This window comes from Actinomadura violacea, assembly GCF_017573465.1.
GTDB classification, from domain to species: domain Bacteria; phylum Actinomycetota; class Actinomycetes; order Streptosporangiales; family Streptosporangiaceae; genus Spirillospora; species Spirillospora violacea.
In genome coordinates this window covers 69,370-82,181 of the sequence record NZ_JAGEPF010000045.1, presented here as the reverse complement: position 1 = coordinate 82,181, position 12,812 = coordinate 69,370, and the positions used below count along the sequence as shown (strand labels likewise).

At 72.1% G+C, this 12,812-nt stretch carries 13 protein-coding genes; 5 read left to right on the top strand and 8 right to left on the bottom strand.

Translation table 11 applies throughout. The features are described 5' to 3' along the window. The first annotated feature begins 131 nt into the window (after window positions 1–131). From J4709_RS48405 to J4709_RS48385, 5 genes are read left to right on the top strand one after another with little or no spacing between them, the layout of a single operon-like run. A complete protein-coding gene (locus J4709_RS48405; protein WP_208252255.1) occupies window positions 132–1,250 on the top strand; it encodes a zinc-dependent alcohol dehydrogenase in 1,119 nt (372 codons plus the stop codon). Window positions 1,251–1,271: 21 nt separating this feature from the next. After that, complete coding sequence (locus J4709_RS48400; protein WP_208252254.1) at window positions 1,272–2,039, top strand: FadR/GntR family transcriptional regulator; 768 nt, start codon at window positions 1,272–1,274, stop codon at window positions 2,037–2,039. Beyond that, window positions 2,023–3,780 (top strand): IlvD/Edd family dehydratase, encoded by a 1,758-nt coding sequence (locus J4709_RS48395; RefSeq protein ID WP_307802128.1) that lies wholly within the window; start codon window positions 2,023–2,025, stop codon window positions 3,778–3,780. The genes J4709_RS48400 and J4709_RS48395 overlap by 17 nt, the downstream gene beginning before the upstream one ends. Further along, window positions 3,777–4,697, top strand: coding sequence for a dihydrodipicolinate synthase family protein (locus tag J4709_RS48390; RefSeq protein WP_208252253.1), 921 nt, complete (start codon window positions 3,777–3,779; stop codon window positions 4,695–4,697). The genes J4709_RS48395 and J4709_RS48390 overlap by 4 nt, the downstream gene beginning before the upstream one ends. After that, window positions 4,694–5,590, top strand: a complete 897-nt coding sequence (locus tag J4709_RS48385; protein ID WP_208252252.1) for a sugar kinase — start codon at window positions 4,694–4,696, stop codon at window positions 5,588–5,590. Before J4709_RS48390 ends, J4709_RS48385 begins: the two co-directional genes overlap by 4 nt. Here J4709_RS48385 and J4709_RS48380 read toward each other — a convergent pair. The 8 genes from J4709_RS48380 to J4709_RS48345 form a co-directional block, all read right to left on the bottom strand. Continuing rightward, window positions 5,580–6,458 (bottom strand): amidohydrolase family protein, encoded by an 879-nt coding sequence (locus tag J4709_RS48380; RefSeq protein WP_307802127.1) that lies wholly within the window; start codon window positions 6,456–6,458, stop codon window positions 5,580–5,582. The genes J4709_RS48385 and J4709_RS48380 overlap by 11 nt on opposite strands. A 6-nt stretch (window positions 6,459–6,464) precedes the next feature. Beyond that, window positions 6,465–6,776, bottom strand: coding sequence for an L-rhamnose mutarotase (locus J4709_RS48375; RefSeq protein ID WP_208252251.1), 312 nt, complete (start codon window positions 6,774–6,776; stop codon window positions 6,465–6,467). After that, window positions 6,773–7,420, bottom strand: coding sequence for a LutC/YkgG family protein (locus tag J4709_RS48370; RefSeq protein ID WP_208252250.1), 648 nt, complete (start codon window positions 7,418–7,420; stop codon window positions 6,773–6,775). The genes J4709_RS48375 and J4709_RS48370 overlap by 4 nt, the downstream gene beginning before the upstream one ends. Further along, window positions 7,417–8,892 carry a LutB/LldF family L-lactate oxidation iron-sulfur protein gene (locus J4709_RS48365; RefSeq protein WP_208252249.1) on the bottom strand — a complete coding sequence of 492 codons (1,476 nt, stop codon included), beginning with the start codon at window positions 8,890–8,892 and terminating at the stop codon, window positions 7,417–7,419. Before J4709_RS48365 ends, J4709_RS48370 begins: the two co-directional genes overlap by 4 nt. Next, window positions 8,876–9,595, bottom strand: a complete 720-nt coding sequence (locus J4709_RS48360) for a (Fe-S)-binding protein (RefSeq protein ID WP_208252248.1) — start codon at window positions 9,593–9,595, stop codon at window positions 8,876–8,878. The genes J4709_RS48365 and J4709_RS48360 overlap by 17 nt, the downstream gene beginning before the upstream one ends. After that, on the bottom strand, window positions 9,586–10,605 hold the full coding sequence (locus tag J4709_RS48355) for an aldo/keto reductase (RefSeq protein ID WP_208252247.1): 1,020 nt from the start codon (window positions 10,603–10,605) through the stop codon (window positions 9,586–9,588). The genes J4709_RS48360 and J4709_RS48355 overlap by 10 nt, the downstream gene beginning before the upstream one ends. A gap of 70 nt (window positions 10,606–10,675) precedes the next feature. Then, on the bottom strand, window positions 10,676–11,449 hold the full coding sequence (locus tag J4709_RS48350) for an SDR family NAD(P)-dependent oxidoreductase (protein ID WP_208252246.1): 774 nt from the start codon (window positions 11,447–11,449) through the stop codon (window positions 10,676–10,678). After that, window positions 11,446–12,810: an L-fuconate dehydratase gene (locus J4709_RS48345; protein ID WP_232385190.1), complete on the bottom strand. Its 1,365-nt coding sequence runs from the start codon at window positions 12,808–12,810 to the stop codon at window positions 11,446–11,448. Before J4709_RS48345 ends, J4709_RS48350 begins: the two co-directional genes overlap by 4 nt. Between the last annotated feature and the right edge of the window lie 2 nt (window positions 12,811–12,812).

Genomic DNA, 12,812 nt, shown 5'->3' with positions numbered 1-12,812 from the left:
CCGCAGTTCTCAATCAGTGGGTCGGAGCGTCCTGGAGGGCCGGGCGGCCATTCCTTGGAAGCCCTAACAGCAGCAGAGAATCATCAGCCACACCCGGCCCTCCGGGACCACCCCAATTCTTAGGGAGGATCATGACCGTCAACCACGTCGTCACACTGGACGGGCCGTCCGGGCCGGTGCGGGTGGCCGAACAGCCGTTGCCCGCCGTCGAGGCGGGACAGCTGCTGGTACGGGTGGAGCTCGGCGGCGTCTGCGCCACCGACCTGCACATCTACCAGGGCGACATCCCGGACTTCGGCTACCCGGCGACGCTCGGACACGAACTGGTCGGCACGGTCGAGCAGATCGGCGACGGGCTCACCTCCGACACCGCGGGACGGACGCTCCGCCGCGGGGACCGGGTCGCGGTGATGCCCGCGACGCCGTGCGGCCGGTGCCCGGCCTGCCGGCGCGCACCGCGCATCCCGGACTGCGACGACTTCGACGTCATCGGCTTCGCCGATCCTTCGACGCGTCCCGCGGGCGGCGGCTGGGGGCGGTACGTGCTGTGCAACTCCAGCCGCGCGCGTTTCTTCGTCACCGAGGCGGCGGCCGACGCGGCGGTGCTCACGGAGCCGGCCGCCACCCCGATGGAGGGGATGCGCCGGGCCGGTGTCGCGTTCGGTGACAGCGTGCTCGTCCAGGGCACCGGCACGATCGGGCTGCTGGCGATCGCGACCGCGCGGGCCCTCGGCGCGAGCCGGATCGTGGCGATCGGCGGACCGGCGCGCCGGCTCGAGATCGCGCGGTCCCTCGGCGCCGCCGAGACCATCGACATCGCCGACCACGCCGACGGTGCGGAACGGATCGGCCGGGCGGTCGCGGCGAGCCCGGAAGGGCTCGGTTTCGACGCCGTCATCGAATGCGCCGGCGTTCCCTCCACCCTCCCCGAAGGTCTGAGCTGCCTGCGCAAGGGCGGCACCTACATCGAGCTCGGCCACTTCTCCGACGTCGGCGACGCCGCGGTCAACCCCTACCGGCACCTGCTGTCGCGGGACGCGACGCTCATCGCCGTGTCCGGCTACACCCCCGACTCGTTCCGGCGGGCGCTGCGCGTCGTCGAGGGCCTCGGCGACCGGGTCGCCGATCTCGTGACGCATCGGGTGCCCTTGAGTCGGGCGGAAGATGCCATGCTCGCGCTGACCGCCGAGCGGCGCTACGAACTGGACGGCGCCGAGGTCGGCAAAATCGTCATCGACCCTTGGTCGTGACCCCCGGAAGGACGAACAGCAATGGTGCGGCGTAGCACGCTGGCGGACGAGGTCGTCCAGGAGATCATCACCCGGATCGAGACCCTCGGCCTCGGCCCCGGCGACGAGATCCCGCCCGAAGGCGAGCTGGCCCGCGAGTTCGGAGTGAACCGCCTGGTCGTGCGGGAGGCGATCCGCACCCTGGTGGCCCGGGAGATCCTGGTGTCCAGCCAGGGCAGGCCGTCGCGGGTCAGCGTTCCGTCGGCGCGTGTCTTTGGGCAGATCCTGGAGTTCCGCCTGCGCCAGCATTCGCTCGGGCTGCACGACCTCACTCAGACCCGCAACGTGATCGAAGGGGAGCTCGCCCGGCTCGCCGCTCGACGCCCCGACGGCGAGCGCGACACCACCCCCGCGCGCGACATCCTCGAACGGCAGCGCGCGGCGGGCCAGGACCGGGCCCGCTTCATCGAACTGGACATCGCGTTCCACGCCGCGATCGCCGAACTGGCCGGCAACGAACTGCTCCGCCTGCTGCTGGAGTCGCTCGCCGACGTTCTCCGGGCCGAGCGCGAGGCCAGCTACGACGGACGCGTCCGCCGCGGGGAGAAGCATGCCCTGACCCTGGACGCGCACGCCTCGATCCTCGACGCCATCGACAGGGGCGATCCGGACGAGGCGGCGACCGCCATGTCCCGGCACCTGCGCGAGACCGTGCTCGACCTCGCCCAGCAGCCGACCCCCACACGGACGGGCCCCGCCGACGCGGCCCCGCCCCCCACCGAAGAGACCCCTCGTGAACCCATTGAATGACGCTTCCCACGACGGATCCGGCACTGCCGCCGCTCCCATCCTGCGCAGCCGCGAATGGTTCGGCGACGGCGGCAAGAACGGCTTCATCGCCCGCCACCATCTCCGGGCGATGGGCCTGGGCGGGCAGAACTTCCAAGGACGCCCCGTCATCGGCATCTGCAACACCTACTCCGAGCTGACACCGTGCAACGCGCACCTGCGGCTCATGGCGGACGCGGTACGACGCGGCGTTCTGCAAGCCGGCGGCCTTCCGCTGGAGTTCCCCGCGATGTCACTGGGGGAACCTTTCCTGCGCCCGACATCGATGCTCTACCGCAACCTCGCGGCGATGGAGATCGAGGAGCAGATCCGCGCCAACCCCCTCGACGCCGTCGTCCTGCTCACCGGCTGCGACAAGACCACACCCGCGGCACTGATGGGCGCCGCGAGCGCCGACATCCCCGCCATCGTGCTCACCGGCGGGCCGATGCTGAACGGCAAGTTCCGGGGCCGTGACGTCGGCTCCGGCACAGACATCTGGCGGATGACCGAAGACCTGCGCGCCGGCCGGATCTCCCAGGAGGAGTTCGAGGAGTTCGAGTCCTGCCTCAACCGCTCGCCCGGCCACTGCATGACGATGGGCACCGCGTCCACGATGGCGTGCCTGACCGAGACGCTCGGGATGATGCTCCCGGGCGGGTCGGGACTGCCCGCCGTCGACGCCCGGCGCGGCGTCCTGGCCGAAGCGACCGGCGCCCGCGCCGTCGAACTCGCCGGGTCCGCCCTGACCCCGTCGGCGATCATGACGCGGGAGGCGTTCGAGAACGCCGTGCGCGTGAACGCCGCGATCGGCGGATCGACCAACGCCGTCCTGCATCTGCTGGCCATCGCGGGGCGCGTCGGGGTCGACCTGCGCTTGGAGGACTTCGACCGGCGGGACATCCCGCTGCTGGTCGACCTGATGCCGTCCGGCCGGTACCTCATGGAGGAGTTCGCCTACGCGGGCGGGCTGCCGGCGCTGATCGACCGCATCCGCGACCTGCTGGTCCCGGGCACCCTCACAGTGACCGGCGACAGCCTGCTCGGCAACTGCGCCGGGTCGCCCGTTTACGACGACGAGGTCATCCGGCCGCGGGAACGGCCCGTCCAGCCCGCGGGGACCGGCACTGCGGTCCTGCACGGCAACCTCGCACCACGCGGCGCGGTCATCAAGCAGTCCGCGGCCGATCCCGCCCTGCTCCGCCATACCGGCCCGGCGCTGGTCTTCGACACGGTGGAGGACTACCTCGCGGTCGCCGACGATCCTGACCTGGACGTCACCGCCGACACCGTTCTGGTCGTCCGCGGCGCCGGCCCGAAGGGGTACCCCGGAATGCCGGAGGTCGGGAACCTCCCGCTGCCCAAGCGCCTGCTCGACCAGGGGATCGGCGACATGGTGCGGATCTCCGACGCGCGGATGTCGGGCACCGCGTTCGGCGCCGCCGTCTTGCACGTGGCGCCCGAGTCCGCCGCCGGCGGACCGCTGGCGCTCGTCGCGACCGGCGACCGGATCCGCCTGGACGTGCCGGGCCGCCGCCTCGACATGCTCGTCGACGACGCCGAGCTCGAACGCCGTCGCGCCACCTGGAACGCGCCGGCGTCCCTTGCGGACCGCGGCTGGACCCGGCTCTACGTCGAGCACGTCAACCAGGCGGATCAGGGCGCCGACCTGGACTTCCTCGTCGGCAAGTCGGACTCCTCACCCGGACGGAGAGCATTTTGATCCCCCAGGCAGGCACCGGAACGCTCACCGGGATCATTCCCGTCCTGGAGGTGCCGTTCCATGACGACGGCCGGATCGATCTCAAGGGATTCCACGCGGTCGTCGGCAACGTCCGTGCCGCCGGCGTTCCGGCGGTGATGTTCCCCGGCTTCGCCAGTGAGTTCCACAAACTCGACTCATCCGAGCGGGACATGCTGGGCGCCGCCCTGGCAGAACACGACGTGCCCGCGATCGTCTCCATCCCCGACCACGCCACCTACCACGCCGTCCGCAACGCCGCGGCCGCCGTCGAACGAGGCGCCGCAGCGGTCAACGTGCTGCCGCCCCACCAGCTCGGTCCGTCCCGCGACGCTGTTCTGGACCACCTGCGGGAGGTGCTGTGGGCCGTCGCGCCGATCCCGGTCGTCGTCCAGTACGCGCCCGCGCAGACCGGCACCGCCCTGGACGCCGCCACGCTGCGCACCCTTGCGGCCGAGCACGCCAACCTCGCGATGGTCAAGGTCGAGTCCGTACCGCCCGGCAGGCTCATCGCGGCCCTCGCCGACCCGGCCGGGCCTGGCCGGCCCCTCGCGGCCATGGTCGGCTACGCCGGGCTCCAGATGATCGACGCTCTGCGGCGCGGTGCCTCAGGCGTCCAGCCCGGCTGCTCGTTCCCCGAGCCCTACCTGGAGATCTGGCGGCGATGGGCGCACGGCGACCAGACCGGCGCCGAAGCGCTGCACACCCGCATGCTGCCTTACCTGTCGTACTGGATGCAGGGCGTCGAGCTGATCGTCGCGGTGGAGAAGGAGATCTCCCGGCGCCGCGGCTGGTTCGCCTCCGCGCACTGCCGCGCGCCGGCTCACCGGCTCGACCACGAGGAACTCGCCATGATCGACCGGTTCTGCGCCGAATTCCTGCCCGAGGCCGCCCGATGACCGAAGTGGTGACCTGCGGGGAGTCGATGCTCCTCCTGCTCGCCTCGCCAGGCGTCCCCCTGGCACGAGCACACACGTTCCAGCGGTCGGTCGCAGGCGCCGAGTCCAACGTCGCCATCGGGCTCGCACGCCTCGGCCACTCGACGGCATGGCTCAGCCGGGTCGGCGCCGACCCCAGCGGACAGGCGGTCCTCGACACCGTGCGCGGCGCGGGAGTCGACACCTCGCTCGTGCACATCGACCCCGACGCACCGACCGGGCTCCTCCTGCGCGACAGCCATCCCGGCCGCCCGATCGACGTGCAGTACTACCGCGACGGATCGGCCGCGTCCCGCTTGGAGCCGTCCGATGTCACCCTTCCACCGGGGACCCGGCTGGTGCATTTCACCGGTATCACTCCGATGCTGTCGGCGACGGCCCGTGCGGCTACCGACCGGCTCGTCCGCCTCGCCCGCCAGAGCGGCGCCGAGATCTCCTTCGATCCGAACGTGCGCCTGAGGTTGGGCACCCCGAGCCAATGGCGCGGCATCGCGGGACCGTTCCTCGCCGAAGCGGACATCGTCATCACCGGAGCCGATGAACTGGACCTCCTAGGAGTCCAGCCCGACCGAGCGCACACCGTGGTCGTCAAACATCCGGACCGGTCCGCCACCTCGGGCCGGCACCGCCAGGAATGCTTCCCGGTACCGGCCACCGACCCCGTCGGCGCGGGAGACGCCTTCGCCGCCGGGTTCCTCTCCGGCCGGCTGCGCGGCCTGGACACCCCGAGCTGCTTGAGAGAGGCCGCAGCCGTCGCCGCCTTCGCCGTCCAGACGGCAACCGACATCGACGGCCTCCCCACCGGCGCCGACCGCGACCGCCTGCTGAACCCCGGCGCCGACGTCATCCGGTGACAGAGCACGGACCGGGAAGGAGATCCTCAAGTCCGTAGGTGCGGAGCGCGGTGCCGGAGAAGACGGCTGCGCGCTCGGTGGGCGAGAGGTGACGGGTCAGCTCCCGCGCGGTCTCGAGGACGGTTTCGTAGGAGGCGGCCAGCCGGCAGACGGGCCAGTCCGATCCGAACATGAGCCGGTCAGGGCCGAATGCCTCCAGTGCCTCTTCGGTGTAAGGGCGCAGATCGGCCGATGTCCAGCCCTCCCAGTCGGCCTCGGTGACCAGGCCGGAGAGCTTGGCGGTGGTGTTCGGCAGGGCCGCCAGGGCTCTCAGCTCCGCCGCCCACGGCCGCGGTTCGCGCGCGGCGATGCCGGGTTTGCCGAGGTGGTCCAGGACGAACGTCAGCTCCGGGTGGGCGGCGGCGGCCTTCGCGCAGGCGGGCAGCTGGTGCGGGACGACGACCAGGTCGTAGACGAGGCCGGCCGCGGCGACCGCGGCCAGGCCGCGGGCGACGTCCGGACGCAGCAGCCACTCCGGATCCGGCTCGGCCTGGACCTGATGGCGGATGCCTACGAGATGCCGCCCTCCGGACGCTTCGCGCAATGCCGCCAGCCGGTCGGACACGTCCGGTGCGGTCAGGTCGGTCCAGCCGACGACGCCCGCGACCAGGTCACCGCCGGCCGCGAGGGCGAGGAACTCCGGCGTCTCCTCCGGGACCGCGATCGTCTGGACGAGTACGGTGGCCCGCAACTCGGTGCCGCGGGCGTCGGCCGCCAGGTCGGTGAGAGAGAAGTCGCGCCGGATCGGCGCGAGCCGCGGGCCCGTGATCCAGTCCTGGTCGCGGACGGCCAGGTCCCAGACGTGGTGGTGGGCGTCGATGATGTCCACGGTGCCTCACAGCTCCCAGACCACGGGCAGCCCGCTCGCGGCGCCCGTTTCGGAATAGTCGTGCTCGACGTCCAGCAGCCCGGCCATGCGGGTCTGCCAGGCGACGTTGACCGGGTGGTGTTCGAGCTCCGCGAGGAGCCTCGCATAGTCCTGGCACTCGATCACGTGGAAGAGGTCGGTTCCGCTGCGCCAGATCGTCCAGGAAGTGGCCCCTGCGGCCCGGATGGCCGCGGTCAGCTCGTCGGGCACCGCGCGATGGGCGGTCTCGTACTGCTCGATGCGGTCGGCGCGGACCTTGGTGTGCAGGGCGATCCTCATGCGGGCGGCTCCTTGCCGTCGTCGACGATGATGACCTCGAGGACGCGTGGGCCGTGCACGCCCTCGACACGGTCGAGTTCGATGTCGCTGGTCGCGGACGGACCGGACACGAAGGTCAGCGGGGCGTCCGGGGCCAGCCGCGCCAGCACCTCGGGGACGTCTCCGACGATCCTGGCGGCTGGAACGACGCAAAGGTGGTAGTCGGGCAAGAGCGTCAACGCGCGGCGCCCCTGGCCGGGGCCTGCGTCGAGCACGAGCGTGCCGGTGACCGCGATACCGGCCACCGCGGTGCTCAGCACCCCCGAGGCGCCGTCCAGTGCGGCCACCGGCAGCGGCGGGTCGTCGCGCAGCACCCGCCACGGGCCGGGGCGCAGCCAGCCAATGGGCAGCCCGTCGGGGACGATCAGGCTGCCCACGCTCCTACGGGTCACCGCGGCGGCGATGGCGGTCGCGGGATCGCTCGTCCGGCTGACGTGGGCGCCATAGTCGGCGAGCCGGTCGGCGAACAGGCCGACGACGTCTTCGCCGGCATGGCTGCGACGGTAGGTGCGGGGCACAGGCACATCATCCGGGCGTTCGTCGGCCGGCACGTCTGCCAGCGCGGCGCGGACCCGCCGCAGCATCGCGCTACGGCCGCCGCTCATCGGTCGGCCTCCGCAGCGGAGGTTCCGGTGTGCGTCCGCCTCCACCACGCGCGGAACGATTCGGGTGGTGGGGCGGGCGTGTCCCGGGTCGCCGACCAGCGGGCGAGAGGGCCCGGCAGGCGGCCTATCGAGCCGCGGCGCGCCAGCACCCGGCCGGTCATGGCAACGGCTCGCTGTGCGGCGGCCAATCGGCGAGGCGATCCCAGCAGGCCCGCCGCCGCCTTCATGGCGAGCGCCTCCGGCTTCGGAAGTACGCCGCGTCCGGCGTCCACCTCCGCCGCTCGCAGATGCACGAGTACCTCGGGGATATCGATCTTCACCGGGCAGGCGTCGTAGCACGCTCCGCACAGTGTCGAGGCGAACGGCAGCGATGACGCCTGCCCCACTCCCATGAGCTGCGGCGTGAGTACCGCGCCGATCGGGCCGGGATACACCGAGCCGTAGGCGTGCCCGCCGGTGCGTTCGTACACCGGGCAGACGTTGAGGCACGCCGAGCAGCGGATGCAGGCGAGCGCCTGGCGTCCCACCGGGTCGCTCAGCGTCGCCGTCCGGCCGTTGTCCAGCAGGACGAGGTGGAAGGAACGCGGCCCGTCGCCCGCGACGGGCCCGGTCCACATGCTGGTGTAGGGATTCATCCGCTCGCCGGTCGAGGAGCGCGGCAGCAACTGGAGGAAGACCTCCAGATCGGCGAAGGACGGCAGCACCTTCTCGATGCCCATCACGGTGATCAGGGTGTCGGGGAGAGTGAGGCACATCCGGCCGTTGCCCTCGGACTCCACGACACCGATCGTGCCGGTGTCGGCGCAGGCGAAGTTGGCGCCGGAGACGGCGACCTTCGCGCGCAGGAACTTGTCCCGCAGGTGCAGCCGCGCCGCCTCCGCCAGGTCGGCGGGGTCGTCGGACAGGCCGTGGGGGGCCGGACGCCCACGATCGCCCATCCTGCGCCGGAACAGCTCGCGGATCTCAGCGCGGCCGCGGTGGATCGCCGGGACGAGGATGTGCGACGGACGGTCCCCGGCCAGTTGCACGATGAGCTCGGCCAGGTCCGTCTCGCAGGCGCTGATCCCGGCGGCGGCCAGGGCCTCGTTCAGGCCGATCTCCTGGGTGGCCATCGATTTGACCTTGACCACCTCGCGCTCACCGGTGGCCGTGACCAGGCCGGTGACGATGCGGTTGGCCTCGGCCGCGTCCGCGGCCCAGTGCACCGTGCCGCCCGCGCGCAGGACGGACTCCTCCAACTGCTCCAGGTAGCGATCGAGGTGGCGGAGCACACGGCGTTTGATGGCCGCCCCCGCGGCGCGGAGTTCCTCCCAGTCATCGAGTTCTCCGGTGGCGGCGAGGCGCTTCTCGCGGATCGTTCCGGTGGCCTTGCGCAGGTTCGCCCGTAGCCGGGTGTCGGCAAGGGCGCTGCGCGCTGCTTCGGGGAACGCCGGGACCCCCAGCCAGACCACGCTGTCATGAGGGGTGTTCATGGGCGTCCTCTTCCGTCGCGGCCAGGATCTCGGCCAGGTGCCGGGTGGCGATGCCCGTGCGCATCCTGCTCAGCGTCCCGCCGATGTGCATCAGGCAGGAGTTGTCGCCGGCGCACAGCACTTCGGCGCCGGTGGCCCGCACGTGATGGACCTTGTCGGCCAGGATCGCGTTCGAGGTGTCCGGGTTCTTCAGCGCGAAGGTGCCGCCGAAGCCGCAGCAGGCTTCGGCGGCGGGCAGCTCGACGACGTCGATGCCCCGGACTGCCCGCAGCAGCCGAAGCGGCCTGTCGCCGACGCGCAGCATCCGCATCGAATGACAGGTGGGGTGATAGGTGACCCGATGCGGGAACCAGGCGCCGACGTCCGTGATGCCGAGCACGTCGACCAGCAGCTCGGACAGTTCGTAGACCGGCGGTGACGACAGGCCCGGATCGAGGACGCGATGGTGGTCGCGGACCATCGCCGCACACGAACCCGACGGAGTGACTACCGCCTCGCAATGCCCGAACACCTCGGCGAAGCGGCGCGCCAGCGGCACCGCCTCGCGGCGGTAACCGGTGTTGAAGTGCATCTGCCCGCAGCAGACCTGCGCCTGCGGAAAGTCGACGGTGTGGCCGAGCCGCTCCAGGAGCCGGACGACGGCCTTGCCGGTCCCGGGGAACATCGTGTCGTTAAAGCACGTGATGAACAGGGCTATGCGCACGGCGGTCCCGCCCCCTCATCCGGCACGGGGACGTCCTCGGGCAAGAGGCCCTCCGCACGCAGCTCGGCCCACACGGTGCCGGGGACGGGGCGGGTCAGCAGGGCTGCCGCGTCCGCCACCTCGGCCGGATCGCGGGCCCCCGTCAGGACGGCGGCCACCGCCGGGTGTCCGAACGGGAAGCGCAGTGCAGCGGCGCGCAGGGGCACACCGTGCCGCTCGGTGACGGCCTTCATGGCCAGGGCCCTTTCCAGCACGGCACGGGGCGCACGCGCATAGTCGTACGTCGCCTCGGGTCGAGGATCGGCCAGCAGGCCCGAGTTGAAGACACCGCCGACCACGACGCTCTTGCCGCGCTCGGCCGCCGCGGGCAGCAACCCGGCGAGCGCAGGCTGTTCCAGCAGCGTGTAGCGGCCGGCGCACAGCACGACGTCGATGTCGGTGTCGCGGACGAAACGAGCCAGCATCTCCACCTGGTTCATGCCGGCGCCGATCGCCCCGACGACGCCCTCGTCACGCAGCCGCTCCAGCGCCGGGTACGCCTCGCCGAACGCCTGTTCCGCGTGATCGTCCGGGTCATGCAGGTAGACGACGTCGACCCGGTCGAGGCCGAGCCGCTCCAGGCTCTCGGCCAGCGAGCGGCGCACCCCGTCGGCGCTGAAGTCCCACACCCGCCGGTGGGTGGCCGGTACGGCGAAGCCGGCGGCGCGGTCGTCGGCGGGGCGGCCGGAATCGTTCCGTGCGTACGGCACCAGCAGCCGCCCCACCTTGGTGGAGACGGCGAAGGCCCGTCGGGGTCGGTCGTGCAGCGCCGCGCCGAGACGCCGCTCGGACAGGCCGAGTCCGTAGTGCGGTGCGGTGTCGAAGTAGCGGACGCCCTCAGCCCATGCCGTGTCGACCGCCGCGGCGGCGGTGTCGTCGTCCACGGCCGTGTACAGCCCCCCGAGTGCGGCCCCGCCGAAGCCGAGTTCGGTGATCTCCACACCGCTGCGGCCAAGCCCGCGCCGCTTCATGGTTCTCTTCCCTGCCTGCAGGGCGTGCGCGCTCCCGCGAACCGGGGCACGCTCGGGCACGCGGGCGGTCTCATCGCCGCTCCGGCGAGCGGAGCCGCAGGCCGTGCATACCGCCGTCGACGGCGAGCGCGGTGCCGGTGACCGCACCGGCCGCCGGGGACGCCAGGTAGGCGATCGCCGCCGCCACCTCGCCGGCGGTGACCAGCCGCCCCGTCGGCTGGCGGGCGTTGAGCGCGGCCCGCTCCGCCTCCGGGTCCGCGGCCCGGTCGAGCAGCCGTCCCACCCACGGAGTGTCCACGGTCCCAGGGGTGACGCAGTTGACCCGGATGCCCTCGGCCACGTGGTCGGCGGCCATCGCCAGGGTCAGCGACAGCACGGCGCCCTTGCTGGCCGAGTAGGCGGCGCGCTGCGGCAGCCCGGCGGTGGCGGCGATGGAGCAGGTGTTGACGATCGCCGCGCCGCCCGGGTGGACGGCCGCCGCCCGGCGCAGGTGCGGCAGCGCGGCCCGGGAGACGCGGACGATGCCGAGGACGTTGACCTCCCAGAGCCGCCGCCACTCGTCGTCGTCGTTGTCCTCCACCGTGCCGACCGCTCCGATCCCGGCATTGTTGATCAGGACGTCGATCCCGCCCAGGTCCTCGGCGGCGGCCTCGACCGCGGCCCTCACCGAGGCGTCGTCGGCCACGTCCGCGCGATGGCCGCACAGCGGCTCGGGGAGCGGCTCGGGCCGAAGGTCCAGGACCGCCGCGTCCGCACCCCGCTCGGCCAGCAGCCGTGCGGTGGCCAGGCCGATGCCCGACGCCCCGCCGGTCACCACGGCTTTGAGGCCCTTGAGATCGGTCATGCCGCCTCCTCCGCTCGCGCCGCGCGGTCCGCGGCCCAGAATGCCCCGTCCGGATAGCTGTGCTCGGCGATGGCCTCTGCGCGCAGCTGCGCCGAGAAACCGGGCGCCATGGGCGCCGCGTAGTGGCCGCCGCTGATCAGCACCGGTGTCAGGAAGTGCTCGTGCAGGTGGTCGACGTACTCGATGACCCGGTTCCGCATCGTGCCGGACAGCGCGACGTAGTCGAACATCGACAAGTGCTGGACCAGTTCGCACAGCCCGACGCCGCCGGCATGCGGGCACACCGGCACTCCGAACTTCGCCGCCAGCAGCAGGATCGCGAGGTTCTCGTTGACCCCGCCGACCCGGGCCGCGTCGATCTGCACCACGTCGATCGCGCCCGCCTGGAGCAGTTGCTTGAACATGACGCGGTTGTGCACGTGCTCGCCGGTCGCCACCTTCACCGGGGCCACGCCCCGGCGGACCGCCGCGTGCCCGAGGACGTCATCGGGGCTCGTGGGCTCCTCGACCCAGTACGGGTCGAACTTGGCCAGCGCCCGCGTCCACGTGATCGCCTCGGCCACGCCCCAGCGCTGGTTGGCATCGATGGCGATGCGGACATCGGGGCCGACCGCCTGCCGGGCGAGGCGCAGCCGCCGAACGTCCTCGTCGAGGTCTGCGCCGACCTTCAGCTTGATCTGGGAGAATCCGTCCTCGACGGCCTGCTCGGCCAGCCTCGTCAGCTTCTCGTCGGAGTAGCCGAGCCAGCCTGGAGAGGTGGTGTAGGCGGGGTATCCGTGCTCGCGCAGCGCGGCCTCGCGCTCGATGGCGCCGTCTTTGCCGCGACGCAGCAGCTCCAGTGCCTCATCCGGTGTGAGCGCGTCCGTCAGGTAGCGGAAGTCGACCTGGCTGACCAGCCATTCCGGGTCCGCGTGCGCGAGCAGCCGCCACAGTGGCGCCCCGGCTCGTTTGGCGGCCAGGTCCCACACGGCGTTGACGACGGCGCCGATCGCCATGTGCATCACGCCCTTCTCCGGGCCGAGCCAGCGCAGCTGGCTGTCGCCGATCAGGACGCGACTCAGTGTGCCGGGATCCCCGCAGACCTCCTCGACGGACCGGCCCACCACGTGCGGGCGCAGCGCCTCGATCGCCGCGACCTGCACGTCGTTGCCGCGGCCGATGGTGAAGGCGAAGCCGTGGCCCTCTAGGCCGTCACCAACGTCCGTCCGCAGGACGAGGTAGGCCGCGGAGTAGTCGGGATCGGGGTTCATCGCGTCCGAGCCTGCGAGCCGCCGCGACGTGGGAAAGCGGATGTCGTAGGTGTCGACCGCCGTGATGATTGGGATCCCGGACGGTGGCGGGGACGGTGGAGCCGTGGGCAAGG

Coding starts and splice junctions, on each gene's coding strand:
- J4709_RS48405 (WP_208252255.1), top strand. CDS start 132: ATGACCGTCAACCACGTCGTCACACTGGACGGGCCGTCCGGGCCGGTG.
- J4709_RS48400 (WP_208252254.1), top strand. CDS start 1,272: ATGGTGCGGCGTAGCACGCTGGCGGACGAGGTCGTCCAGGAGATCATC.
- J4709_RS48385 (WP_208252252.1), top strand. CDS start 4,694: ATGACCGAAGTGGTGACCTGCGGGGAGTCGATGCTCCTCCTGCTCGCC.
- J4709_RS48375 (WP_208252251.1), bottom strand. CDS start 6,776: ATGAGGATCGCCCTGCACACCAAGGTCCGCGCCGACCGCATCGAGCAG.
- J4709_RS48370 (WP_208252250.1), bottom strand. CDS start 7,420: ATGAGCGGCGGCCGTAGCGCGATGCTGCGGCGGGTCCGCGCCGCGCTG.
- J4709_RS48365 (WP_208252249.1), bottom strand. CDS start 8,892: ATGAACACCCCTCATGACAGCGTGGTCTGGCTGGGGGTCCCGGCGTTC.
- J4709_RS48355 (WP_208252247.1), bottom strand. CDS start 10,605: ATGAAGCGGCGCGGGCTTGGCCGCAGCGGTGTGGAGATCACCGAACTC.
- J4709_RS48350 (WP_208252246.1), bottom strand. CDS start 11,449: ATGACCGATCTCAAGGGCCTCAAAGCCGTGGTGACCGGCGGGGCGTCG.